General features: G+C 41.1%; 27 protein-coding genes, 3 tRNA genes and 1 pseudogene. 8 read left to right on the top strand and 23 right to left on the bottom strand.

Features of this window, described 5'->3' with window-relative positions; all coding sequences use genetic code 11:
* The 3 genes from VIN08_RS26115 to VIN08_RS26105 all read left to right on the top strand — a co-directional run.
* The coding region (locus tag VIN08_RS26115; RefSeq protein WP_331972015.1) for a hypothetical protein at positions 1 to 306 on the top strand (306 nt) is incomplete at its 5' end.
* Positions 307 to 352: 46 nt separating this feature from the next.
* Positions 353 to 940, top strand: coding sequence for a Crp/Fnr family transcriptional regulator (locus tag VIN08_RS26110; protein ID WP_331972012.1), 588 nt, complete (start codon positions 353 to 355; stop codon positions 938 to 940).
* A gap of 200 nt (positions 941 to 1,140) precedes the next feature.
* A complete protein-coding gene (locus tag VIN08_RS26105) occupies positions 1,141 to 1,851 on the top strand; it encodes a phosphodiester glycosidase family protein (RefSeq protein WP_331972009.1) in 711 nt (236 codons plus the stop codon).
* A gap of 94 nt (positions 1,852 to 1,945) precedes the next feature.
* On the opposite strand, the gene VIN08_RS26100 is transcribed toward VIN08_RS26105, so the two are convergent.
* The 12 genes from VIN08_RS26100 to VIN08_RS26045 form a co-directional block, all read right to left on the bottom strand.
* Entirely contained in the window at positions 1,946 to 2,164 is a 219-nt protein-coding gene (locus VIN08_RS26100; RefSeq protein ID WP_331972006.1) for a hypothetical protein, read from the bottom strand.
* Positions 2,165 to 2,425: 261 nt separating this feature from the next.
* Positions 2,426 to 3,013, bottom strand: a complete 588-nt coding sequence (locus tag VIN08_RS26095) for a Crp/Fnr family transcriptional regulator (protein ID WP_331972003.1) — start codon at positions 3,011 to 3,013, stop codon at positions 2,426 to 2,428.
* A 91-nt stretch (positions 3,014 to 3,104) separates the two neighbouring features.
* The gene (locus tag VIN08_RS26090) at positions 3,105 to 3,896 is read right to left on the bottom strand and encodes an alpha/beta fold hydrolase (RefSeq protein WP_331972000.1); all 792 of its coding nucleotides are present in this window, start codon (positions 3,894 to 3,896) and stop codon (positions 3,105 to 3,107) included.
* 231 nt (positions 3,897 to 4,127) lie between these two features.
* Positions 4,128 to 5,081 (bottom strand): hypothetical protein, encoded by a 954-nt coding sequence (locus tag VIN08_RS26085; protein WP_331971997.1) that lies wholly within the window; start codon positions 5,079 to 5,081, stop codon positions 4,128 to 4,130.
* Between the two features lie 135 nt (positions 5,082 to 5,216).
* On the bottom strand, positions 5,217 to 6,113 hold the full coding sequence (locus VIN08_RS26080; RefSeq protein ID WP_331971994.1) for an AraC family transcriptional regulator: 897 nt from the start codon (positions 6,111 to 6,113) through the stop codon (positions 5,217 to 5,219).
* A gap of 87 nt (positions 6,114 to 6,200) precedes the next feature.
* Positions 6,201 to 7,124 (bottom strand): alpha/beta hydrolase, encoded by a 924-nt coding sequence (locus VIN08_RS26075; protein WP_331971991.1) that lies wholly within the window; start codon positions 7,122 to 7,124, stop codon positions 6,201 to 6,203.
* A gap of 33 nt (positions 7,125 to 7,157) precedes the next feature.
* Positions 7,158 to 8,021, bottom strand: a complete 864-nt coding sequence (locus VIN08_RS26070; RefSeq protein ID WP_331971988.1) for an alpha/beta hydrolase — start codon at positions 8,019 to 8,021, stop codon at positions 7,158 to 7,160.
* A gap of 106 nt (positions 8,022 to 8,127) precedes the next feature.
* Entirely contained in the window at positions 8,128 to 9,225 is a 1,098-nt protein-coding gene (locus VIN08_RS26065) for an adenylate/guanylate cyclase domain-containing protein (protein WP_331971985.1), read from the bottom strand.
* 123 nt (positions 9,226 to 9,348) lie between these two features.
* Positions 9,349 to 9,768 (bottom strand): OsmC family protein, encoded by a 420-nt coding sequence (locus tag VIN08_RS26060; RefSeq protein WP_331971982.1) that lies wholly within the window; start codon positions 9,766 to 9,768, stop codon positions 9,349 to 9,351.
* A gap of 42 nt (positions 9,769 to 9,810) precedes the next feature.
* The gene (locus VIN08_RS26055) at positions 9,811 to 10,617 is read right to left on the bottom strand and encodes an alpha/beta fold hydrolase (protein WP_331971980.1); all 807 of its coding nucleotides are present in this window, start codon (positions 10,615 to 10,617) and stop codon (positions 9,811 to 9,813) included.
* 102 nt (positions 10,618 to 10,719) lie between these two features.
* Positions 10,720 to 11,277 (bottom strand): Crp/Fnr family transcriptional regulator, encoded by a 558-nt coding sequence (locus VIN08_RS26050; protein WP_331971978.1) that lies wholly within the window; start codon positions 11,275 to 11,277, stop codon positions 10,720 to 10,722.
* Positions 11,278 to 11,868: 591 nt separating this feature from the next.
* Positions 11,869 to 12,348, bottom strand: coding sequence for a nuclear transport factor 2 family protein (locus VIN08_RS26045; protein WP_331971975.1), 480 nt, complete (start codon positions 12,346 to 12,348; stop codon positions 11,869 to 11,871).
* 87 nt (positions 12,349 to 12,435) lie between these two features.
* On the opposite strand from VIN08_RS26045, the gene VIN08_RS26040 reads away from it, so the two are divergent.
* Positions 12,436 to 12,795, top strand: coding sequence for a helix-turn-helix domain-containing protein (locus VIN08_RS26040; protein WP_331971973.1), 360 nt, complete (start codon positions 12,436 to 12,438; stop codon positions 12,793 to 12,795).
* A gap of 493 nt (positions 12,796 to 13,288) precedes the next feature.
* Here the strand turns inward: VIN08_RS26040 and VIN08_RS26035 are convergent, their stop codons facing one another.
* From VIN08_RS26035 to VIN08_RS25985, 11 genes are all read right to left on the bottom strand, one after another.
* Positions 13,289 to 14,419: an alkene reductase gene (locus VIN08_RS26035; protein WP_331971970.1), complete on the bottom strand. Its 1,131-nt coding sequence runs from the start codon at positions 14,417 to 14,419 to the stop codon at positions 13,289 to 13,291.
* Between the two features lie 643 nt (positions 14,420 to 15,062).
* Positions 15,063 to 15,866, bottom strand: a complete 804-nt coding sequence (locus VIN08_RS26030) for an AraC family transcriptional regulator (protein WP_331971966.1) — start codon at positions 15,864 to 15,866, stop codon at positions 15,063 to 15,065.
* A 15-nt stretch (positions 15,867 to 15,881) separates the two neighbouring features.
* Positions 15,882 to 16,529, bottom strand: coding sequence for an NAD-dependent epimerase/dehydratase family protein (locus VIN08_RS26025; RefSeq protein ID WP_331971963.1), 648 nt, complete (start codon positions 16,527 to 16,529; stop codon positions 15,882 to 15,884).
* Positions 16,530 to 16,531: 2 nt separating this feature from the next.
* On the bottom strand, positions 16,532 to 17,590 hold the full coding sequence (locus VIN08_RS26020) for an aldehyde reductase (RefSeq protein WP_331971960.1): 1,059 nt from the start codon (positions 17,588 to 17,590) through the stop codon (positions 16,532 to 16,534).
* A 737-nt stretch (positions 17,591 to 18,327) separates the two neighbouring features.
* Positions 18,328 to 18,401, bottom strand: a tRNA-Pro gene (locus tag VIN08_RS26015).
* A gap of 80 nt (positions 18,402 to 18,481) precedes the next feature.
* A tRNA-Arg gene (locus VIN08_RS26010) sits at positions 18,482 to 18,555 on the bottom strand.
* Between the two features lie 30 nt (positions 18,556 to 18,585).
* Positions 18,586 to 18,936, bottom strand: a complete 351-nt coding sequence (locus VIN08_RS26005) for a four helix bundle protein (RefSeq protein WP_331971957.1) — start codon at positions 18,934 to 18,936, stop codon at positions 18,586 to 18,588.
* Positions 18,937 to 18,970: 34 nt separating this feature from the next.
* Positions 18,971 to 19,062: transfer RNA gene (locus tag VIN08_RS26000), tRNA-Ser, on the bottom strand.
* Between the two features lie 219 nt (positions 19,063 to 19,281).
* The gene (locus VIN08_RS25995; protein ID WP_331971954.1) at positions 19,282 to 19,680 is read right to left on the bottom strand and encodes a hypothetical protein; all 399 of its coding nucleotides are present in this window, start codon (positions 19,678 to 19,680) and stop codon (positions 19,282 to 19,284) included.
* 81 nt (positions 19,681 to 19,761) lie between these two features.
* Positions 19,762 to 20,115, bottom strand: a complete 354-nt coding sequence (locus tag VIN08_RS25990) for a hypothetical protein (RefSeq protein ID WP_331971953.1) — start codon at positions 20,113 to 20,115, stop codon at positions 19,762 to 19,764.
* The gene (locus VIN08_RS25985) at positions 20,112 to 22,547 is read right to left on the bottom strand and encodes a penicillin acylase family protein (protein WP_331971951.1); all 2,436 of its coding nucleotides are present in this window, start codon (positions 22,545 to 22,547) and stop codon (positions 20,112 to 20,114) included. Before VIN08_RS25985 ends, VIN08_RS25990 begins: the two co-directional genes overlap by 4 nt.
* A 90-nt stretch (positions 22,548 to 22,637) precedes the next feature.
* Here VIN08_RS25985 and VIN08_RS25980 point away from each other — a divergent pair, with 90 nt between their 5' ends.
* The 4 genes and pseudogenes from VIN08_RS25980 to VIN08_RS25965 all read left to right on the top strand — a co-directional run.
* On the top strand, positions 22,638 to 23,177 hold the full coding sequence (locus VIN08_RS25980) for a KdsC family phosphatase (RefSeq protein WP_331971949.1): 540 nt from the start codon (positions 22,638 to 22,640) through the stop codon (positions 23,175 to 23,177).
* A 9-nt stretch (positions 23,178 to 23,186) separates the two neighbouring features.
* The gene (kdsA, locus tag VIN08_RS25975) at positions 23,187 to 24,017 is read left to right on the top strand and encodes a 3-deoxy-8-phosphooctulonate synthase (protein WP_331971947.1); all 831 of its coding nucleotides are present in this window, start codon (positions 23,187 to 23,189) and stop codon (positions 24,015 to 24,017) included.
* A 390-nt stretch (positions 24,018 to 24,407) separates the two neighbouring features.
* On the top strand, positions 24,408 to 25,004 hold the full coding sequence (gene cysC / locus VIN08_RS25970) for an adenylyl-sulfate kinase (protein ID WP_331971944.1): 597 nt from the start codon (positions 24,408 to 24,410) through the stop codon (positions 25,002 to 25,004).
* Between the two features lie 38 nt (positions 25,005 to 25,042).
* Positions 25,043 to 25,146, top strand: a pseudogene (locus VIN08_RS25965) (sulfate adenylyltransferase small subunit); the annotation flags it as partial.

Raw genomic sequence — 25,146 nt, 5'->3', positions numbered from 1 at the left:
CATGTGTTTTCCCTGCTCATCTTTGTACTGGTGCTGGCGGGCTATTATCTGCACGCGAAAAGGAAAGGAAATACACGCGCACGATACTTCGAGATCTTCTGGTTGTCGTTCAGCTTTTTTCTTTCCCTGGTGCCTACGGTGAACGAAACGTTTACACGAGTGCCGGTAGGCAGTCCGTTGGCAAAGGCACCAACCGATCCGATAATTGCCATTACTTTGCTTTCTTTGTTTATATTGTTTGTAGCCGGTGTAGTTTACCAGCTTGTGCAACAGCGAAAAATAAACCGCGCCACGCAGAACGTATAAAGACAAGCCGGAGTTTGATATATTATAAAACTATAGCAAACACAGCATGGACACAAAGGATAAAGCCCTGGTACAACACCTGAAACAATTCGCATCACTCAAGGACGATGACATTGCCAAAAGCCTTCCGTTCTGGCGAGCGCGAAAAATAAAGAAGGGCGATTTCTTTAACATGCAGAGCATGGTTTGCAGCGATCTCGGCCTCGTGGTAAAAGGTATATTTCGTATCTATTACCGCGATGACGAGACGCAGGAGGAAAAGAACCTTTTCTTTTTTTCGGAGAACCAGTTCGTGGTGTCGTTCAGAAGCTTTATCACACGCAATCCATGCTGGTATTTTATAGAAGCGCTGGAAGATTCTGAGATTATATCAATATCGTATGACAATTTGAATGCGCTATACGAAGCACATCCCGCCTGGAGTAAATTCGGACGATTGCTCGCAGAGCAATTTTTCTCGTATGCCCAAACACGCACCGAGCAGTTTGTTTTCTTTTCGCACGAAGAGCGCTATATCAAACTCCTGGAAGAACATCCTAATATTATCACGCGAATTCCTGCGTATCATATTTCCTCTTTTCTCGGCATTACCAATCCATCATTGAGCCGGATAAGGAAACGTATCGGGAAGTAAAGAGTATATTTTGATTCAGACGCGCGATGGCTTAACCGGAAAGATTATTTATTCAGTTGTGCGGGGGGGGTGTGGTTTGTTGGTGAAGAACACCACAAAGGCGTTGGGTTTGTAGGTGAGGAACACAAACAAAGACATGAGGCAATTCAAAATTACCCAAAGCAGGCTCGTTAAATTAATAAGTTATTTCAACTGTATCTATGTTAAGCAAGTATAGTTTTTTTACCGGCATCCTATTTTTATTCTTCGTTACAGGTGCAGCTCCGGCTCAGGAAAATGATTCCAAATTTGTAAGCTTTATTACCGATGCATCGAGTATCAAATTGTATTGGAAAGATGATAGTGGCCAGATTTTCAGAAGCATTCAAAGTCTAAAGACGGCTATTGAAGCTCAGGGTAAAGAACTAAGATTTGCAATGAACGGAGGTATGTATATGAAAGACAATTCTCCGCAAGGACTTTATATTGAAAGAGGTATTATATCGACCCCTCTTGATACACTTACCGGTGCTGGTAATTTTTATTTGAAACCTAATGGAGTGTTTTATATAACAAAAGATAATAACGCCGTTGTTTGCCGAACAGAAGATTTTACAGATAATGGGCAGGTTAATTTTGCAACACAGTCTGGACCTATGTTGTTAATTGACGGACAAGTGCATCCTGCATTTAAGAAAGGGTCAGTCAACCTGAATATCAGAAATGGCGTAGGCATTCTTCCTGATAACAGCGTGATCTTTGCCATGTCTAAAGGGGAAGTTAATTTTTATGACTTTGCCGAGTTCTTCAAGAGCATGGGCTGCAGGAACGCACTTTACCTGGATGGTTTTGTTTCTCGTACTTATTTGCCAGAGCAAAAATGGAAACAGCTTGATGGGAACTTTGGTGCTATTATTGGCGTGTTGAAATAGCATAGTGGCGTCCAGGTACATCACCTGAAATTCCTTCCTTCCGGAAAATGATAGATCAACCGGATCGAATTATTCAAATTCACTGAGCGACTGATCAGATTTTAGATATAGGATGACCGGCAGGGAAGAATGTGTAGGCGTTGATCGCGTGCTCCTCCAGCAGTGTAATAAAGCTGTTCATGTTTTCGGCCGGGACATGAAAAACAAAACACCTGGGTGGTGAATCAATTTTCGCTGACAGTTCTGTGAGCCGGTCTTTCAACAGGATTCTATTGAACAGATGTATCCTGGATATTTTGAATAACGGGTACATAAGACAACGATTCGTATAACTAATATATCAAAATGCTTTTTAAAAAGCAAAGGAATTATAGGGGAGAACCATGACAAGCAATGGGTCAAAATTTAATTCTCCTGAAGGGGAGTTTGTTCATTTATGCATCAGCGCGGAATGCCGGGCCTATATACTATAGCATCGCTTTACGATAACGTGTATATATAGTCATTGCGCCTTTGCGTTGCTTTAGAGTGTTTGTGATTGAAGGGGTAAAATATACAGGGGGCGGCTTATATACTATTTACCGGACATTCTTTTTCTGATGCGGCTTAAGGAGGGGCCCTGTATACCCAGGTATGACGCGATGTGATAGAGTGGTACGGAATTATAAATATGCGGGTGTTTCTGTGTCATTTCCAGATATCGTTGTTCGGCGCTTTTAAAAAGAAATCCTTCGGTGTTAGACATCACATCGTTGAATGCATGCTCTGCAACTACTCGTCCGAATTTTTCCCAGCCATGCGATTGTGAGTATAATTTATTAAGATGATCTATATGAATATATATAACTGTTGAATCGGCAAGTGCAGCGGTATGATACTCGCATTCAGTTTGATTTAAGAAACTTTTGAATGAAGTCATGAATTGCCTTTCCGTAAAGAAGAGCATATTCTTTTCTTCCGCTGTTTCTTCGTGTACATGGTATATCCTGAATACTCCGTTGATTACAAAACCGAGGTGTTTGCATACATTCTTGTATTCGTTATAAAACTCTCCCTTTTTGTAAGCTTTCAATTGCCAATAAGGAACAGAAAGGTCGAAGGTTTTATCATCCATACCTGTAGCGGATTGTATAGCAGACTTTAATAGTTCTAGCTCGATCATAAGCAGAGGGTTATTCGTATCAATTCAAAAAGCTCACTGAAAATTAGTTCAGTGAGCTTTTGTTTTTATATTTTATAGAAATTCATTCTTATCATTTAATACTATTAAGAATATCCTCAGCAAGCTTGCCGGCAGAAGCAATAAATGAAGTATGGCTGCTGGTGAGCGTAAGCTCTTTGCTTACAGGAGTATTTTTAACCATTGCTTTTTGTGCATTGAAACTAACGGCGTTATCCTGTGTTGTATAGATATAGACCTTCTTCACTTTTCCAAAGTTCGCAGCTGTAAGAGAAACAGGTGTTGCCAGAGGGGCCAACGGTTCAGGTTTTGTATTTTCGGTCAGATAGTTTTGTACTTCTTTAGGAGCATCAAGAGCGAAAACTTCTGCGATTCCTTCTTTTGCTATTACAGCCGTGCCATTCTTTTCATCGATCTGTAAATATTTTCCAATATGGCTATCAGGATCCTGCTTTGCAAGAGAAAGTAAGCTTTCACCGTTTCGTGGCAAGAAAGCAGACAGGTAGATGAGCTCTTTTATTTGACCGGGTATTGATTCGGCAGTCTGGCTTATTACCAGGCCGGCCATGCTATGACCCACCAGAATAACATTCTTTTTAGAACCGATTGCTTTCTTTACTGCATCAACATAAGATTGCAGGGTAATCGTAGCGAATGATGTTTCATCCTTTCCGTGGCCAGGAAGATTCACTTCGATTACGTCATATCCTTTAGCCTGAAGCAGAGGGGTAACACCATGCCATGCAGAGGCATCGGCCCAGGCTCCATGTACCAATACGATTGTTTCGCTTTTTTTAGAATTTGTTTGGGCAGCTGCTGCAAAGCCAAGTACAGTCATTGCAGTGATTAAGAGTATAGATTTCATTTGGTTTTTGGCCTTTGGCCTGTTTTGTTTCTACAAACCTACCAAGCCTGAACAACGTAAATTTTCACCTGGGTTAAAATCGTTCTCTGCTACCCGCATTTTTCGATAGGGTAGAGGCATCATTTATACTATGCTTCTTCGCCGCTTAATATGGAATTATAAGTAACTATCACCATGGTTTTGTCACCCATTGGGCTCCATATAGGACTTCGTGAAATGAAAATAACATCATCATTTTTCAAGAACATAGATTTTCTTTTCAGCATAATCCCAAACCGTTTTGAACTGCTCGAAGAACCTGTATCCAAAACATATATAGCTGGCTTCGTTAATTTGCATGCCGTTTCGAAATGGCGCTGTTTGTTCAACGTTGAATTGATAAATGCCCTTTACACTTGCCTTAAGTTTTCCGTCTAAAACAATATCATTGACATTAACCAGGGCATCATCGTAGCCATCGTTGCCGGCAGAGATCAACCGTGAACTCTTTCTCAGAGCCTTCTCTGCCTGATCATCCAGTTGGAGTAATCCATATTGCCCCGTGTCGAATGAACCAAGTAAATCAACATTCCCAATTTTTACGCGGACCATTGGGTGATTGGGCAGTCTTCTGGTTTCAAAGTTGAGAATTGCCAATACTTTTTCACCTTTTAAGAAATCCTTTGACGACTTCCGCTCTTCCGTGATTTTATAGAATGTGAGCTTCCTTCTTAGGTAATCGAGTTTAAATATATACCCCTTAAAAAAATCGTGACCGATATACCCGATACAGTCGGGCGTGATTTTGTTCTGAAGAAAATCATAATTAGCACTGGAGATATTCAAGAGGTTACGGTAAGTCAAACCATTCGTAAACCTGACTTCTGCAATGGTGTCATTCATGTTTCGCATAAAGGACTGTCCGCTGCCAACCTGCCCCTTTTTTATCGGTTTCTTATTGGGCAGATTTATAGCGTTGTCATTAATATCAATGGCTGAGTTAATGCCGGTATCAAACATGAACTTTCCTTTCACGCCATTTACCTCTACGGATACAAATGGATAGGCATTAACCAGGGTCAATGGAAAAACGATACTATCTCCCTGGAGCTCGACTGTATGTTGAAGTACCTGTTCGCCAGGCTGCTGTGCTGCCGCATACAGGATGGCACTATTTAGTAAAAACAGGAGCGTTATTTTTTTCATCGTTATCCGTTTATTCTTTATTGAATGTTTAAGGAAATGATTATTCAGGAGGCAAGCGTTGCTTCTTCGAATAGTAATCTTCCGGAGGTGTAGTTATAGTGGCAATGGTGCCTATATATATACCAGATATTTAATCTAATTCAGAAACTGATTCTTGTATTCTAAAGGTGTAAGACCCACTTCTTTTTTAAATAACCGGGAGAAATACGGTGGGTTCTCAAAGCCTAAGTGATAGCCTATTTCCGCTACGGTGTTGTCGGTATGCACTAACATATTTTTGGCTTCGTCTATTAAGAAAATATGTATATGCTCCAAGGCTGCTCTCCCTGTTTCCTGTTTTAGTAAGTCACTCAAATACCGGCTGGAAATTGCCAGTTCTGATGCTATATATTTTACGGTGGGCAACCCGTTGCTTTGCAGGTTTCCATTTTCAACGTATAATTTTAGTATTTCGGTAAACCTGGAAATAATGGTACCTGAATACACAGTACGGTTCAGAAATTGTCGCTTGTAAAATCGCTGCGCGTATTTAAGAATGGAATCGATATGAGCTACAATAATATCTTTACTGTATTCGTCCTGATTGTTGTTATACTCTGATTGTATTTTATTAAATATATCCCAGATGATGTCTTCCTCTTTGGGCGATAAGTGCAAAGCCTCATTAACTTCATAGTCGAAGTAGCCATACTTCTTAATTCCCGAATGAAGATTGTGCTTCAGTAAATAGTCTTCGTGAAAAAAGATGATAAATGCTTTCTCTGTTAATTCAATATTGCTGATCTCAATAATTTGTCTGGGCTTTACAAATGCCATTGAACCATTGTCAAAGTCATATTTTGTTTTACCATATAAGAAATGACCCGACTTGATTTTCTTGAAGGCAATCATATAGAAGTCACTCGTAAATTTACTGTTGCCAATGGTACAGGCTTTTAAATCCTGACAAGTAACCAAACTTATCTGCGGATTTTCTGGTGATGGATAACCGTTTGTATTGTGTAGCTCGGTTATGGTTTTGAAATGCTGCATGACTTTCATTTTTTAAAATAACAGAAACAGGAGTGAGGCAGCACAAGCTTTTCATTTATCAAAGCTGTGCTGCCCTGACTGCTATTCCTATTTGCCTTTAACCTGCTTTCCTAAGAAAACTTCTACTTCTCTTACAAAATCTTCGTGATACTGGAACAATCCACCGTGACCCGCATCACTCCAGATGATGAGTTTAGAATTGGGGATGTACTGTGACAATACATACGAATTAATGGACGGTACTATTAAATCTGATGTTCCGTTGACTATTAAAACAGGTTGCCTGATAGCCAGGAGTTGTTTGTGTTCGTCATCTTTCTGATAGCCGAAAGTTATAATTGCTTTCGCCTGTGCACCGATGGTTTCATTCGTGCTGGGAGTATCCCTGTCATTTGTTCTCTGTTGAAGTCTTGCCATAAAAGCTTTTCCGGCATTTATACTTGCCTCTGACTTTGTAAAAAACAGATTGACTAAAGCATTGGCTGGACCATCTTTATATCCTTCATTTATAACAGACTCTAATTTAGTAATTCCTTCTGAGCCTATCGGTCCTGTTCCAGCCAATACGATCTTTCTCACCAGGGATGGATTGTTAACAGCAATGTCTTGTGCTATGAAGCCACCGAGTGAAAAACCTAACAGATCAACCTGGTTGTAACCAAGCGCTTTAATAAAGTCGACTGCGTCCTTCGCCATGTCAGCAACGGCATCAGGAGTTTTTCCACCGCTGGTACTCACACCTTTGTTATTAAACAAGATAACATGATAATTCTTTGCCAGCGCATTTGTTATAGCCGGATCCCAGTTATCCATGGTACCTGTGAAGTGCTGTAAAAAAACGATCGGTATACCGCCTTGTTTTCCAAACGACCGGTAAGCGAACTTGATGCCTTTCACATCCACATACTGCGTTGGTGCTGTTTCGTGTGTATACGATTTTACTTGTGCTATCGATACCGTAGTTGTTGAGAACAGTATCGCTACGGTTACTGCTATTACTAAATTTTTCATTTTGTTCTTCTTTTAATTTTATGATGATGGAGATTACTTACTTAAAAAGATTTCTACTTCTCTTACAAAATCTTCGTGGTACTGGAACAATCCACCGTGACCAGCATCGCCCCAGATAATGAGTTTGGAATTGATGATATGTTGTGACAATACATACGAGTTAATGGATGGTACAATAAGATCTGATGTTCCATTAACTATTAAAACCGGTTGCTTAATGGCTGAAAGTTGTTTGTGATCATCATCTTTCAAATAGCCGAAAGTTATAATGGCTTTTGCCTGCGCACCGATGGTCTCATTTGTGCTGGGGGTATCTCTTTCGTTGGTTCTCAGTTGAAGTCTTTTCATAAACGCTCTGCCAGCATTTATACTTTCTTCTGACTTTGTAAAAAACAGATTGATTAAGGCATTGGCTGGGCCATCTTTAAAACCTTCGTTTATTACCGATTCTAAATTGGTAATTCCTTCTGAGCCTATCGGGCCTGTTCCGGCCAACACTACTTTTCTTACTAATGATGGATGATTGGCAGCAATGTTTTGTGCTATAAAACCACCTAATGAGAAGCCTAATAAATCAACCTGGCTATAGCCAAGTGCTTTAATAAAATCAAGGGCATCGTTCGCCATTTCAGCAACAGAGTCTGGTGTTTTACCACTGCTGGTACTTACGCCTTTGTTGTTGAACAAAATAACGTGGTGATTCTTTGCCAATGCATTTGTAACCGCAGGGTCCCAATTATCCATGGTGCCTGTAAAGTGCTGCAAAAAGATGATGGGTATACCACCCTGTTTTCCAAATGAACGGTAAGCGAACTTGCTACCTTTTACATCAACATACTGTGTTGGTACTGTTTCGTGGGTAAATACTGTATTACCCGTATTTGAGTTCGATTGCATTTGTTTAATTGTTTAAATTTTTAATGATGTAAAATTATAGAGGGCACTATGCGTGGTGATGATACAGAAGTTGGAAGGTGTGATACGAATTAACGTGTATACTATTTCAGCTTAGATTCCTGTATCCTTTTATAGTATAGAGTAAAAGCTCATTTTCCTTTCCTCTTAATTTAATTGTACCTAATTCTCTTGGTTCAATTAAATCGTGTAATGACACTCCGTGTAAAACATTGTGAGAAACAACAAGCTCAACCTGAAATTGCCTGCACATGCCCTGGATGCGCGATGTTGTGTTTAAGACATCACCGGAATACGTGATGTCGCGCTTTACGATGCCCACTTCGCCCGCGACTATATCTCCACAATGGACGCCTGCTCTGAACGTAGGCACTATTCCATATCGCGAAAGATATTTTTCTTTTCGTGTTTCAATAAATTGCCTGAGTTGAAAAAAACATCGCAGGCAATTTGCCTCATCACCCTCCTTCATTCTCCAGGAGATGACAACTTCATCGCCAACGTATTGATATATACTTCCCCTGCAGTCGAGGACAGGATTGGTAATGTCGTAGAAGAAATCCTTCAGGAATGAATGGTATGTTTCATTTCCCAGGCGTTCGGCAATCGATGTGGATTGATTAAGATCGAGGAACATGAATATCCTGCGTTCAGCAACGGGGACCTGATATTTTCCGCGGATAATATTCCAGAATGCTCCGTATCCGAATTTGCTGTTGATCTGTAGAAATAATTGTGTGAGGGCGACAATGATAAGCCTGGCTATTATATTCTTCAGTACATATTCATCCTTGAGAAATTCAATAAGGGCTTGCTGTGTAGTTGGGTCGGAAAGTTTTTTATTCGTTTGTAATGGAACCAGGATCAATCCGGTTATGATCGTGACCAGTGTCATCACGAATAGAAAAAATGAAACCACCGAAAAGATAGTATACCCATAAGCCTTGTCAGCATATTTTACATTCACATAAAATACCATAAAGCTTCCGCCCAGCACAGCCCCAACGAAGCCGGTACCCACATTACGAATCACAGACTCACCGAACGAATATACTTCGGAAGGACCCAGCGAAATCTGGGTATGAAGCACCAGGTAGTCGTATACCGAAATGATGAATCCGCACATCGACCAGGTAATAATTATAATACCCAGCTGTTGTAGCTTCATAATGCTGCGCCTTTCCATACGCTTGTTTTATAGTTCCGGTATATTTCAAATAAAAAACTCACCGGTATTCATCCGATGAGTTTTAGTACGCGGAACATCAGTTCATGATTTACTGCTGAAGGGATGATGGTAGTCTGCTTATTAAGCGTAGGTTATGCCTAATGTAATTGGCACACTCAATGCTTTTGAGACGATGCAATGCGCTTTTGCGCCTTCAGCCATTTCAATGAATTTTGATTCATCAAGACCTTGGATAATACTGGCGTGTAATTCCAGATGTATACCCGTGATGCTTAATGCCTGCATATCAAGATCTACAATAGCTGTAGTATGGATGTCGTTTGCCGTGATGCCGTGATGTTCTAGCGTGGCACTGAGAGCCATAGAAAAACATCCTGCATGTGCAGCTGCAATCAATTCTTCCGGATTGGTGCCTATACCATCGGCAAAACGAGTTTTGAATGAATACCGGGTTTCATTCAGCACGGTGCTTGGTGTACTGATTTCACCAAGACCTTCCTGCAGCGTACCTTTCCAATGTGCTTTTGCTGTACGTTTCATAATTCAATATTTGATTGATGGTGAATTACTTTATAGTGAATGTTACTTGGCGATATTGGTCAGCAGGATAGCAACCGAATCTGGTTTTACAAGGAAGGGGCTATGGCTGGTATTTATCTTATAGGTTGCTTGAAACGCTGGTGTTGCTGCCAACATGCGTTTTTGCAGGTTCGGAGTTACTGTCTGGTCAATTAAAGTTTTGATGTAAACTTTCGGTACTGAGCCATAATTAGCAGCGGTCAACGTAACTGGATTCGTGAGTGGCACGAAAGGTTCTGTCTTATAGTTTGTGAGAGTCAGTTGTTTTTCATCATCGGTTCCATCCTGTATAAAGCCTGGGATAATCCAATCTTGTTGGACATCAATTATTGTTTTGTAATCAGTATCAAGATGTTTGCCGGTAACAGAAGTGGTATCAGTCTGTGCTAAATCAATCATGGATTGTCCCGACAATGGAACGAACGCGGCAACATACACGAGCTTTTCAATTTTGGTAGGTACTTTTTCTGCGACTGCCGAAATTACCACACCACCCATGCTGTGGCCAACGAGTATAACCTGGCCACTTACAGTATTCATAGCACTGATTACTGCGTCTCTGTAAATATCCATCGTTAAATCCTGAGGAGCTGTCTGATCTGAACCGTGAGCTGGTAATTGTACTACTATAACTGTGTTACCGGATTTTTCAAGATTTGCTTTAACATTGGCCCACACATTAGGTCCAGACCATGCTCCGGGCACAATAACATAGTTCTTTTTTACTGTTGTTGGATCGTCATTATTGTCACACGAAAACAATGCTGCAGAAGCAACTAAAAGCATTAATGGTAATAAGATTTTTTTCATTTTTTTCTTGTCTAATGGTTTAAGATTTTTTAGACGATGCAAACCTACTGCGACTGAAATCGAAAAATTTTCACCATGGTTAAAATCGAATTTTTTTCCGGTTCAATTGAAAGTAGAATTTTCATTTGCCACAATTCGTTTTCTGATTCGGCTAAGCGAAGGCCCCTTGATACCAAGGTAAGATGCTATATGGTATAGGGGCACTGAATTAAAAATATCGGGGTGTACGTTGATCAGTTCCTGGTAACGTTCTTCCGGACTTTTGAACATGACGGCCTCTGTATTGGTCATCATGTCGAGTAAAGATGATTCAGCGAATACCCGACCGAAGCGATCCCAAACAGGAGATATTCTGTATAAATGCTGCAGGTTGTCGTAATGGATATATAGGATTTCAGATTTGATCAATGATTGCGTATAGTACTCGCAGTTGTTTTTGCTGAAAAAGCCTTTGAATGAACACATGAATTGATCTCTTGTAAAAAAAGATATGTTTTTTTCCACGCCTGACTGATCATGAAACCGGTATATTCTGAAGACACCGTCCAGCACAAACCCAAGGTATTTGCATACATTCTTATACTCGTTAAAGAACTCTCCTTTTTTATAGACTTTGTGTTGCCAGTAGGGAATGGAAAGATCAAAGTCCTCGTCACGCATTCCCGAACAGTCTTTTATAACTTTCCTTAACCTATCTATATATTCATCATTAGCCTGCATGCTTCTGTGATTTTAGCAACCTATATATATTGTCTGTATATATAGGTTGTGTGAAAAAAAATGGCTGATTGGTTTAAATTATGCACGCAGTTCAAAGCATTAAAGAGGCTTTGCCCGGTGATTTCTTTGCAAAAAAACCACCGCTATAGCCGAAAAATATTCACCGAGGTTAAAATCGAAATTTCTTTTTCATTTCCACTGTAGCGGAAAATGTTACTTGAGAACTAAATCTCCTTTGCCTATTATTTTGCATAGCGATCTGTAAAGAGAGCTCTCTCACGGATATTAAGCCACTAAGTAAAAAATTAGTTAACTACATGACAGTAGCCTTGTGAATGAAGTGGCGAGACACGCTACATTTACAAATTATATCTATTCGTAATTCCCGTTGGATTCCATTCGCACTTAACCAGTGTTCTTTTTTTTAACTGATATACTTTTTCAGCGTAACGCCACTCTGGATAAGATATAGTACTGTATCGTAGAAATACTCAGGATAACAGGGTTTGCTATTTGAAATGATCGGGTTACTCAATTTTGAGTATTTAACTGCTTCGAAAGAACTTCATCCAGCCGGATGTGTCCGGAAATATTTCCAAGCATATCAGACTGGCTTTCCCGATATGAAAAGCGCCAGTGACCTTCTATATATTCAAATTTATCAAAGTAGCGCCCTGTGGCAATTACCTGAAGCGGTATACTTTCAGTCGCCTGAAAAACGGTGTAATAAGATTGGCTGGAGGCTGTTCCTTTTTCTTCATCAATATGAATTATAGGATTGCTTAACACATGCTTTGTTCTGGGAGTACCATTGGAGTAAATGACAATTGCTTGTTGCAATAGTGCCAGCATTGCTTTGTAATCCTGCAGCTCATTTGATGTGATCAATTTTAGCTTTGCGTGCCTGAATAACAATGAAGCAGAGACGAGATCTCCCGAGTCAATAAACTCACAATATTTGTAGAGAAGATTGGCTATTTCCATTGTATTTATTTGACTTTGGGTTTCCATAATCATTTTTTGGTTGAGCATTAAACTATATTTATGCTAAAGTAGGTACTCAGCTTATCGATATTACTATCATTCATTATAGTGACTATGGAAACCTTACATGCCAGGAACGAAAAGCAAAAGGAAGTGAAGAGATTGATACGATCCGTTACTGACGCACTATATGTGCTGAACGGAAAATGGAAACTGCCTATACTGATAGCTTTGAGTCATAATCACCGGAGGTTTGGAGAATTATCTAACGACCTTCCGGAGATCACTGACCGGATGTTGTCCAGAGAGCTTAGAGAATTAGAAACAAATCTATTGGTTAGCAGAAGGGCCGCTGACGATAATCGAACGAAAGTGCTGTATGAAATTACTGAGCACGGCAAGTCTCTACATACCGTTGTGCTCGAGTTAAGTAAATGGGGAATACAACATAGAAAGGTAATTGCCGGTAAATAGATTTATGATTTTGGACAACTGCTTACAGAAGTGTGTAAGTATCGTTTCTAAATAACTGCTTAAAGAGTCTATCTAAAATTCCTTCTCTCCGGGAAAATCTATATGGCAAAAACAGAGATATAGTTTTCCTCTGTGCGAGAAAGGTATAGTTATATATTTTTTGTAAAGCTTAGCTATATTAGAGAAGTGTTTTACTATACCGTGGATCATTCCATCTTTGGTTGCAGTCGGTGTTTTGTTGGTGAAGAATACCCAACAAAGACAGGGGACACAGATAAATACTCTGCGGTGCCAGGTCTTTCAAAATATAGCACCGTACAATTATAAGTATATATACTCATTACTGGCAGGCCGTGCTGTTCAATATAAATTACTTTTGCAGCGCGATAGATCAAAAGAATGATTGAGTTCCATGTTGGCAAGCGAAAATTGAAAGCACCCCAGAAAGAGTGCCTTCAATTGTAGACGAATGACAGAATACACCATTCAATTACTACAGTACTATATTAACTACTTCCTGCCTGTTCAACTCCGCGTACGTCTTCCAATCGGTGTATCCATGCTGGCCAAGGCCGTAATGAAGATCACGATTCGGTGGTGTTAATGGCCAATCATTTTTTAAGCGGTCTACTAAATCAGGATTTGAGATGAAAGGTTCACCAAATCCGGCAATGTCAATTGTTCCGGCATTGATCAGTAGTTCAGATTTCTTTTTGTCCATGCCTCCGGCAAGAATGATCACACCTTTATACCAGGACCGGAAGCGTTCGATAAAACCTTGAGGTAATGCATGACTTCCTTTTGACTGCTGGTCCATCAAGTGAATATATGCGACATTTCTTTTCTCGAGTTCCTCTGCGAGATACTGGTAGGTGGCTTCGATTTCATCATAATGTGGCAAATCGCCCAGGCCACCGTAAGGAGTGAGTCTAACGCCAACCTTGCTGCTGCCAACAGCTGCAACAACAGCGTCCACAGTCTCCAGTAAAAATCTTGACCGGTTTTTAATATTACCACCGTATTCGTCACTGCGGTTGTTTACGAATGGATTAAGGAACTGCTCAATCAGGTATCCATTAGCCCCATGAAGTTCGACACCATCAAACCCGGCCTCAACAGCATTAACAGCAGCGTTTGCAAAATCTTGTATAACGCCTTTCACATCGCTGGTAGAAAGCGCTCTCGGCTTTGAAGAATTTACAAATCCCTCAACACCATCATCATTGAATCCCCATGCGAGAGATTTTTCTGCCCGTATGTCTGATGGTCCTACAGGAGCAATTCCTCCAGGCTGATTTGATGTGTGAGAAACTCTTCCAACATGCCACAGTTGTGCAAAAATTATACTGCCATGCTCATGCACTGCACGCGTTACTTTTTTCCATCCCTCCACTTGCTGAGAAGTATATAGCCCGGGGATGTAAAGAACTCCTTTCGCAGTGTCTGAAATAGCTGTGCCTTCTGTAATGATTAACCCTGCACCAGAACGTTGTGCGTAATACAACGCATTGTTCTCATTGGGTATACCATCAGCATTTCGCGCGCGCGTCATGGGCGCCATGGAAATACGATTTTTTAATTTCAACGAGCCAATCTGTGCGGGCTCAAAAATATTGATTGCCATAAAATTGATTTTTTGTGTTGAGCAAATTTGCGTTGGAATGAGCCTTCCGGAGAAGGAGCGAACTCACTAAAAAAATGTGATCCAGATCACAATCGCTATAGCTTGAGTGTTTTAGCTGATATCTTCCTTTGATTTAGGATTAAGTATTTCGATAACAACAAGCCCGAAACCTTATCGATAAATATAGCAACACGCGCTGGCTGTCATGAATATACCGTTCAATCCTCTGTCCGGTGTCACGAGCCAAACACGCCATCCCTCAGTGCAGCCATAATCAAAAACATCTGACACAGTAATTTTATTACTCTCATTTCGAAAGTATATATGGCATCACGTAATGTTTACAAACAGTCATCTGATGCAAATGAAATGATCAGATATATAACTATAGTATTCGTATCAGGTGGTCTGTGTATTACAAGTATCTGTTCGCAGTCTGAGGCGACTGACACAAAAACGCCAACACATTTGGAATGAGAAGGTAGAGCGAGAAAATCTATATATACTTGGAACGAGCATGGTTGCAGTAGGTGCATGTGTCCGTAACGGATTTACGAAGTATGCCTCGTGTCATACACCGAAACGAAAATAAGAAGCTGAAATTATAATATAGCACTGAGCCCCGCCCGGCACATGCATTCTGCTAGCTGCTGGTCTTCTTCGCTTCGGTCAGTCGTGTTGGTGGATATCCGAAGAGCTTTTTAAATGCGAATGAAAAATGCGATAAGTCCTCAAAGCCTAAGTCAAGGTAAATGTCGGAAGGCTTTTTGTTTTTCTTGTCTATTAGATGATAGGCTTCTTCCAGTCGTTTTTGCACCAACCAATGGCTTGGTGTGGCATTATATATCTTTTCAAAATCTCGTTTAAAAGCTGATAAGCTACGTCCAGTCAAATAGGCAAAACGTTCTATGCTTACATTGAATTTGAAATTACGATTCATAAATGCTTCAAGGTCTATTTTTTCCGGATTGCTGAAATCAAATAAGACATTTGCTAGTTCAGGGTTGGCTTTCAGCAATACTAAAAGCAACTCAGTTCGTTTTACGTTCAAGAACTGTTCATCCATTGTTCCCTGTTCATTGAAATAAGGTATCAGCGATTGGATAAAATTTTTGACTAAAACTGTTTTTCCTAAAGGCACAATGCCGCCAACTGTTTTTTTATTTTCTACCTTAAATTTGTAACGATCATTAAATTCTTTCAAAAATTCCTGTTCAAATAAAATGTAGATTTTTTTAAACACCCCGTTGTCAGGCTGCTTGGTGTATTTTGCCAAATGATTTCTTCTTGCTATGCCATAATCTCCAGCTTTAATTATATACTCTTTGCTTCCATCATATGCCAGCATGGTACCAGAAATCAAGTACATAAAAGTATGATTGGGCACAAACTGTTCGGTAGAAAGCGATGGACTTACGTAACAAGCAGATATAGCTGTTTCTTTCATTGGTTAAATTATAGATTATAGACTTGCCAATTCCTCAATATCGTTTACTTCCAAAATTTGTTTTTGATAACCTTTCAATACAGCATTAATCATTGCTTGTCCAACCTGCTTAAGCGTCAAGGTTTTTTGAGGAAAGAACGGGCCGATCAAAGGGGCCAATATTTTATAAACTGTCTTTACATTTACCTGGCCTTTAGTTCCTTTCATTATTGCTGGTCGGAAATTGTATTGGTTTTTAAAAGGTAATTTCATCAACGCATTTTCTGTTTTGCCTTTTACTCTTGCCCACATTACTTTTCCTTTTTCAGTACTGTCGGTTCTGTTTCCTGAAACAAAATTAAAAACGATATTCGGGTTTAGTTGCAACAATTGCCTGGCAAATGCCAGTGTAGTATCATAAGTAATAAGCTTAAATTCATCTTCTTTTACTCCGATAGAACTAATGCCTGCACAATAAAAACAAGCATCATAACCTTTTAAGTTTTCTGAAAAATCGGCTAAATGCGAAAAGTCTGGTACAAGCAATTCTTTTAATTTGGGATGATTCAACTGGTAATGCCTGCGGCTTACAATCAGCACGGCTGTTACATTTATATTTTCTAAACATTCAAACAAAACACCTTCGCCAACCATACCTGTTGCTCCCGTAATAATAACCTTCATCTTTATTTATTGATTAATCCCAATTTTATTAAGCTTTCAGCCGTTGCAACAATGGCATCTTCATTTGAACGGGGCGACCAGTTCAGTAAATTTCCTGCCTTTTCTCCGCTGGCCTGCATGTATTGACCAAGCAAAGTGACCAGCATTTTCAAGGATGGATTCATCAACGCTGCTGCTCTTAATTTCCAATTGGGCAGTTCTTGGTCGGGGACTCTTCTTGCAGCATCTCCTAATCTTCGTTTTAAAATTTTTGCCACATCAAGCATTGATAAAGCATTTCCGGAGGTGGCCAAAAATCTTTCTCCTTTTGCTTTCGGGCTTGTCATGGCCAACAAGTGCAAATCAGCTACGTCACGCACATCTACATAACAGGAGGTAATTTGGGGACATGCTTTAATTACACCGTCCAGCATTTGTTTTATCATTTGGTGTGAATGGGAATAATCTGCTCCATATATAGGACCCATTACACCTACAGGGTTTACTGCTGACAGCTCTAGATTACCGCTTTCATTTTTAATAAAGTCCCACGCTGTTTTTTCTGCAATAGTTTTTGATTTCTGATAAGGATGAATATCTGCGTTGAGATTTGACCAGTCGTTTTCCGTATAAGGTGTTGTCCTGTTTTTGTGTCCTACGCCAATTGCCCCGAATGCCGAAGTCAGTACTACTCGTTTTACATTCGCATCTCTTGATGCTTTCAAAACTCTTAACACGCCATCTTTTGCAGGATTAATCAGCTCATCTTCGTGCTTGAATTTAACCGCAGGTGTTGGCGATGCAACATGCAACACATATTCGCAGCCTTTAACGGCATCATTCCAATTTTTGTCTTCAGAAAGATTGGCTTCAATAAATGAAAGCTTATTATCCCGATAGCTATCGGGAGAGTTGATGCCACCAACTTTAAGCATTTGTTTTACTTCATCTTGTCGGCCCAATGAACGAAGTGTTGTCCTAACTGAATAACCTTGTTGGAGCAATTTTAAAATGCAATGTATAGCTATGAATCCTGAACCACCGGTTACTAAAACCGTTTTGTCGTTGGCTGAATTTGTCATTTCCTTTAAGTTTTATACCTCAAAGGTCAACCCAAAAAAAGCAACCGGTTTTGTTGAAACGTCCAAATTTGTTTTGTTGAAAAGTCCAGGTGCAAGGAGATGGCTTTGTAGTTTATGAAGGTGAAATCAAAGCTTGCAGAAAACTTTAAATAAAGTATCGAATGCCCCAATTGGCGTTGCGAACTTATGATGATCTTCTGGTTTGTGATTGCGCAAGAAATACTCAACGTCTGTGATGAGTCTATAGTAAGTTCTGATAGTATATATCAGAAGTTCTGAATCCGGATTTTAAAACTTTAATATATACTTCTGTGAAGTCGAATAAATTTTCAGAGCTCCCCAAGTCAATGAACCTTTGGTTTTGGTGTTACGGTGTCCAATCAACTTGCATAAAGTATATATTCTTTACGATCGTTACCTAAGAATTTATTTTTTGATTGCTTCTGCCATTAGAATGTTTTTCTTTGATCAATGCAGCGCATTGATTACCTCACGATTACTCCAGCACGTTGAGCATTATCGAATGACACCAAACAGAATAAAAAAATATGATTCTATATTTGGATACCCATATAACTACGTAACATTCTGTGCCCTAAATATAGTACAGGAGAGTAGGGCACCGAATAGGGCACATTTCGATTGAATAAGATGATATGAATTGATATGAGATAAAATAAAAATCCCCTTAAATCATACGATCTAAGGGGATATACCGACAGATGATTGTCGATGAGTCGGGGTGGCCAGATTCGAACTGACGACCTCTTGGTCCCAAACCAAGCGCGATACCGGGCTACGCTACACCCCGAACTTTAAAGGGAGTGCAAAGATATGATTTTCTCTTTACCTCACCTTATTCTGAATCGAATATTCAGAATATTTTTTTAGTGATCCGGCAGGGACTCGAACCCCGAACCCTCAGCTTAGAAGGCTGATGCTCTATCCAGTTGAGCTACCGGACCTTGTAATAACAAGTTCTCCTGAAGTTGTTGTTATTCTGAATGACTGCGATACATGCCTAAAAGCATCTTGGATACTTTTTCATATCGCTCGTATAGATCTTGTGCCTGTGTTAATGGAATTGAATTTAATTCTCCCAACACCTGCAAGATCGCTACACATTCAAACACAGCGCTTCGTGCGATGGTGATATAGTGCTTTTTATCAGCGCTGGTCATACGACCAGTACCTTCTGCCAGGTTCAGCAAAATATCCATGCATGCTTTCTTCCACTGATCCTTTATATAGGGATCAAGCTTCTCGTTAGAGAAGATGATCTTCAGCGAATCGGTTACCAGTGTTTTGGCAATCTGGTATACTTCTAGTTTTTCAAAATCAAACATGGCGCTGTTTTAGTCAACAACATCACAACCCCGTTGGCGGAGAGGGGGGGATTCGAACCCCCGGTACCGGTTGCCCAGTACCGCAGTTTAGCAAACTGCTGGTTTAAGCCACTCACCCACCTCTCCAGGTATTTTAGCTTAGTTGTTCAGACCTTGCGAGTCTGTTCTTTTAGAAGAAAGCTCGATTCTGATCTAAAAAGAGCCCTTTTTCAAAAAGGAAGTGCAAATATATAAGTTGGCAGTAAACTATCGCAACGTGAGCTCAAATTGTTTTTTGAATCGATGCAATTACTGCCAACTTTTTTGTGAGTTATGATACTCTTGTTTATGTATTGAAAGTAAAAATCAACGGCGGCCCCACACGATCACTTCTGCTTTTCGATTCGCTGCGTTCTTGGTGTCGTACCAAAATTCAATCTTGTCGATGAATCGCTTGTTGCCCTTGAGATCGATAACACGACTATCAGATCCTTTACCAAAGTTATGACGGAGTTCAACATCCTGTTGTCCGCCATTCTCAAAGTATACTGTACACTTGTGCATGTTCAATGCACCACCACGCACAACGATCTTGATCGCTTCGAAGTAGCCATCACGATACGATACATTGATGACATCGCGATCAAGTCCGAAATTTACTTTGCGCGAACCGAGTTCTACCCAGTTCTCTGCCAGGGTAAAGCTGCATAACACGAGAGCCATAGCACTGATGATCAGCGCTGCTGAAATACGCTTGTTTCTCATACAAGTAATGATTGGGTTTTGTTCTGATCGAAGTTAAGTCTTTGCTAATTACTACCGTTAGCAAAGACTATATTAAATTTTCTAGTAATAAACTCTTCGTTTCAACGGCTTCCTGAGCAATGCTCCGGTTAATGCAGCAAACCCACCTACCAGCGCTCCGAGAAATGTCGTGATCGTCATGAGCCAGATTTTTTCTTTCACGGGAAATATCAATGCTACTTTACCAGCCAGGTCGCTTGCTCCACGAGAGTCGATCATCCATGCCTGGAAAAACCAGAGGGCTCCAATGGCTATAAATCCTGCGAGAAAATTTACTCTTGATTTCAACAGATAGCCCACAGCAAATGCTGCCAATGCGAGACTATACCAGGGCAGAAACATTTCGAGAATATAGGAAAGAAGAAAAATAGCGATAACCTGTATAAGAAATTTCATTTTGATTCAGGATTAAGTTGAAGAGAAGTTGTTGTTGGCGGAGCATCGGATTTGTGCATGAAGAGCATGGGATAATATTTACCGGCCACCCATGAATCAAGCATATCGACATAGTGTGCGCTGCCCGGATTGCCGGATTGTCCGCCAGGATATACTCCCCATGCCTTAGCACCGCTTTTCTCCAGGCTCACAATCATTCTCCACGAAGGTCCATGTGTTTTGGAATGTGCATTTACTATATCGCGATTACCCCCTGCCAGTACGTGGACGCTGAGTGGTTCAAGTCGCAGCAGGTGACCGATATAGCTATCTTTATAGGCGCCCCATCGTGCATCTTTACCTTCTTTCGTTTCCCATTCACGTATATCCTGCACACCCAGTGCAAAGGCCTTGCGGATCACATCGCGCGCTGTTTCTTTTTCAGGCGTGCCTGCTATATCGAAGAAACTCAGGTCGGGTTTTTCTTTTATAAGACGAATCGTGTTATAGGTAGTAGGACGCGAAAGTGTTACCTGATTTTTTTCCAACTCATCCCATGTCAGTGGCATCAGGTTATTCCACCAGGCTTCATAGTATGCTGCACCCGGTGAATCTTTATCATTAATATAGTTCCATGATTTTAAAATCTTGTAGGCTTCTGCTTCCTCCGGTGTGAGATGCGTTGTATCAAGCAGACTTAAAAATACCGGCAGACTTTCGGATGCTTTCAGATTAAAGTTGTCGTTCTGCAATTTCATCATATCATTTACCGTGATCGAATCGGACGCTGTTAACACCGCATTGATCCTCCTGTTACGATAGGCTTCGAAGCTAACACCGGTAACATAATAAGGATAGGTAGCATCTACCGGGTATTGATTGGCGGAACTTACAAAGCCACGTGCCGGATTTTTATACTGCACATTCTGATCGTTCGGTATGTAGGCCTGCCAGCCGTTGCTGGTCTTGCTGCCATCGAGCACAAATTTTCCTTCGTATAGTCTGCGTATCGGAAATTTACCTTGTATGCGCATTGCTATATCTCCGGAAGCAGCCGCGAATACAAAATTTTGCGGAGGAGTGGAGTAGTGATTCAATGCCTCGCTATAGTCTTTGTAATTTTTAGCGCGGTTCAGTTTATAGAAGGTCATCAGCTCTTCCGATTCATCGTGAGCCATCCAGCGAAAGGCATGTTGCTTCCGATTATTTTTCTCCTGGAAAGTTTCATCATACGTAACAGGTCCCCAATGCGTGTAGACCACCGTATCGTAAAAGATCTCAGCTCCGCGCACGTTGAACTGCTCCACTACTTTTTTTGTGGCCGTCCATTTTCCATCCAGCATATATTTATCGCGCTTGCTATTCTCAAACTCAATGGCATACCAATCTACCAGGTCGCGTTGCGCGTTGGTAACGCTCCAGGCAACGGAGTCCGTAAATCCTATAATTATAGCCGGTGAGCCAGGCAGTGAAGCACCCATAGCATTGGTGCCGGGCGCATGCAATTGTACTACATACCAGAGCGATGGCAAGGATAAATTCAAGTGCGGATCACCACAAAGTATAGGAGCACCGGTAGCTGTTTTACTTCCGCTCACAGCCCAGTTGTTACTGCCGGTGGTAGGATCGGAGGGAGGTATTTTTTTTACATTAATGAGTTCGTTCGGTATAGCACGTGGAACGGTATCAAATGCTATAGGTTTAAATTTCCATCCGTTGGTATTATCAACAATCGGGTCGCCTACGGGTTCGCGATCCGGGTAGAGGAGATCCACTATATCTTTACCATAAAGAGTCAGGGCATTGGTCATCTCCATATCCTTATCGCCCATGCACAATGTTTTAGCCATGTTCTTGAGCAGCAGTGCACACTTGAACGTGGTCCATGGTTCAGGTTTATAGTCGAGAAGTTTATATTCGAAAGGTAGATCTTTGTCTTCCAAAGAATTGATATAGGCATTTACACCTTCGGTATATTTCTCCACCATCATTTTAGTGGTTGGATTTTTCATCATACCGGTTAATGCTTTTTCAGCGCCATATACCATGCCGAGTCTTCGCGATGCACGATCGCTCTCCAGTGCAATGGAGCCTACAATTTCGGATACCCGTCCGGCAGCAGCATGTGTTTGAATTTCCATTTGCCACAAGCGATGCCTGGCGGTAATATACCCCTGCGCGAGATACAGATCTTCATCGTTGTTGGCGAAGATGTGCGGGATCATCAGGCTGTCGAACACTATAGTTACCGGTTCTTTCAGTCCCGGAATGTTGAGAGGTTCGGTATGGGAAGAATCACTTTTCGGTTCGATATTCTGCCAGAAGCCGTGGAAGGGATCGAGGAATTTTCCGAGTGGAGGAAGTCGGTTTCCTTTCACGATCCAACTGTGATCAAGCAGGTAAATCAGTGCGGCCGTGATCAGGAAAGAGAGCAAAAACTTGAAAACTTTCATGTACAGTTTAAGGTTTGAGTGCTTGAAAGTAAAAACCTTTTTCTAATTTTCGGAGCACATTTCCGTGAATAAACCGAACAAATCAATCGTTTGAAACAGATTTTAGCAAAGTATACCAAAGAGCAGGTAAAGAAAGCCGGCAATATCAAGGCTATTTTTTTTGATGTGGACGGAGTATTGTCGGAAGGCAAGATCATTTATGACGAGACAGGAAAGGAAATCAAGAACTTTAATGTGAAAGATGGCCAGATCATCAGTCACTTACGAAAAGCCGGCATCATTACCGGTGCTATATCCGGTCGTGAGTCAGGTGCGACTACAAAACGTTGTGCAGAATTAAAGATCGATTTTTGTCACCAGGGTATTCTGGATAAAGCTTCGACCTTCGAGAAGTTGGTGCAGCACTATAAATTAAAAACAAAAGAAGTTGCCTTTATAGGGGACGATATTAATGATCTGCCTGTTTTAAAGCTGGCAGGCCTTAGTGTATGCCCGGCCGATACATTTGACTATATAAAAGAACGTGTCGACCTCGTGACCTATACAAAAGGTGGCAATGGTGTATTGCGCGAAGTGGCCGACCTTGTGCTGGCAGCGCAAGGGGAGTTTGAAAAAATTTTGAAAGTATAAACGACAGACATGGAAACATTTAAGGATACAGTAAAGATTGCAGATAAAATTACCGTAGGCAGCGACCGTATGGTATTGTTTGCCGGGCCGTGTGCCGCAGAGAGCTACGACATTTGTATGGAGACCGGCAGCAAGGTAAAGGAGTTGTGCGAGAAGCTCGACATTCAATACGTTTTTAAATCTTCGTTTGATAAAGCAAATCGTACTTCTTCCGGTTCTTATCGCGGACCTTCCAGAGAAGGTGGTCTCGAAATTTTGAGCCGTGTTAAAAAAGAACTGCAAGTGCCCATCGTAACTGATGTACATGAATCATATCAATGCGCGGAAGTTGCTGAAGTAGCGGATGTATTGCAGATACCTGCATTCCTTTGTCGCCAAACCGATTTACTGAAAGCTGCTGCACGCACGGGTAAAGCAGTAAAGATCAAGAAGGGTCAGTTCATGGCTCCGGAAGATATGAAGTATGCCGTTGATAAAGTGCGTGGTGAGGGTAACAACAATGTATTTCTCACGGAGCGTGGTGCGAGTTTTGGTTACCATACCTTGATCGTAGATATACGTTCACTTCCAATCATGCGTCAATTTACTCCGGTGATCTTTGATGTTACACACTCGGTACAACAACCCGGAGGTAAAGGCGGATCATCGGGAGGTCAGCGTGAGTTTGCTCCGTTCCTGGCGCGCGCTGCTGCCGCTGCCGGAGTAGATGGATTCTTCATTGAAACACATCCTGATCCGGATAAAGCATTAAGCGATGGCCCGAACATGATTCCGCTTCATCAAATGGAAGACTTCCTGAAAATGCTGAAGCGTCACTGGGAAGTAGCCGCGAGTCACTAGAGATTAAAGCTATAAGGCCTAAAGCTAAAAGTTGAAAGCAGAAGTGGAATGAACGATTGCTTTCGGCTTTTAGCTTTTTACTTTCTGCTTATTCGCTGAAGTAACACAGCTTTTTTACAAACGTCTGTTTGTATCAGAAGAAATTTTTAGCATCATCTCTGCAAATCTTCTTGTAGACTTCCACATTCGTTCTACCTTTGCCAATACTCTACAAGATTAGTGGTTTATGGATCGTTCAGGTAGTACATGTTTAAAGACATGCCGCCCCGCGGATGTAAAGGGAATAGAAATATCAGCAATGAGTTTATCCTGTTGTAAGCATCATTGTTGTTGCTGATCAATGCTATAGCAATTCATTCTATTCGTTCCACCTCAAACATTCGAAGTCTTTTGAATCACATCTATCCCATAAAAACCAAAGTAAGCAAGCAGCAACGCGAAGCATTAGCAAAACAACAAGCCCGGTTGATCTGGTTTACAGGACTTTCAGGTTCTGGTAAATCTACACTTGCAGTTCAGCTCGAAGCGCAGTTACATGCTGCCGGTTTTAAAACATACCTGCTCGATGGCGATAACATTCGTGCGGGCCTCAATAAAGATCTTGGCTTTACTGATGAAGCCCGTGTGGAGAACATCCGCAGAATCGGAGAGGTATCGCGGTTATTGCTGGATGCCGGTGTTGTGGTACTATCCGCTTTTATATCACCGTTTCATGCAGATCGTGAACAGGTAAAGAATATAGTAGGAGCCGAGAACTATATCGAAGTGTTTGTAGATACTCCGCTGGAGGTATGCGAGCAGCGCGATGTAAAAGGTCTCTATAAAAAAGCGCGAGCAGGAGAGGTAAAGAATTTTACCGGTATCGATTCGCCTTACGAAGCGCCCGTGAATGCCGACATCGTTATACCAACGGACAGGCTAAGCGTAGAGGAAGCGATCGAGGAGTTGATGGAGTATATTTTACCAAAAGTTACCTGGACTCCGTGAGTCTTGTAACCAATTTAAAAAAACAGAATACAACGAAGATGAGCCACCAATATTATCTGAGTCATTTAAAGGAACTGGAAGCGGAAGCTATATTTGTGATCCGTGAAGTAGTAGCCCAGTTCGAAAAGCCAGCCTTGTTATT

Source organism: Ohtaekwangia sp., assembly GCF_036568665.1.
Taxonomy (GTDB): Bacteria; Bacteroidota; Bacteroidia; order Cytophagales; family Cyclobacteriaceae; genus Ohtaekwangia.
The sequence above is the reverse complement of the archived record's forward strand: the minus strand, read 5'-3'. Positions and strand labels throughout refer to the sequence as shown.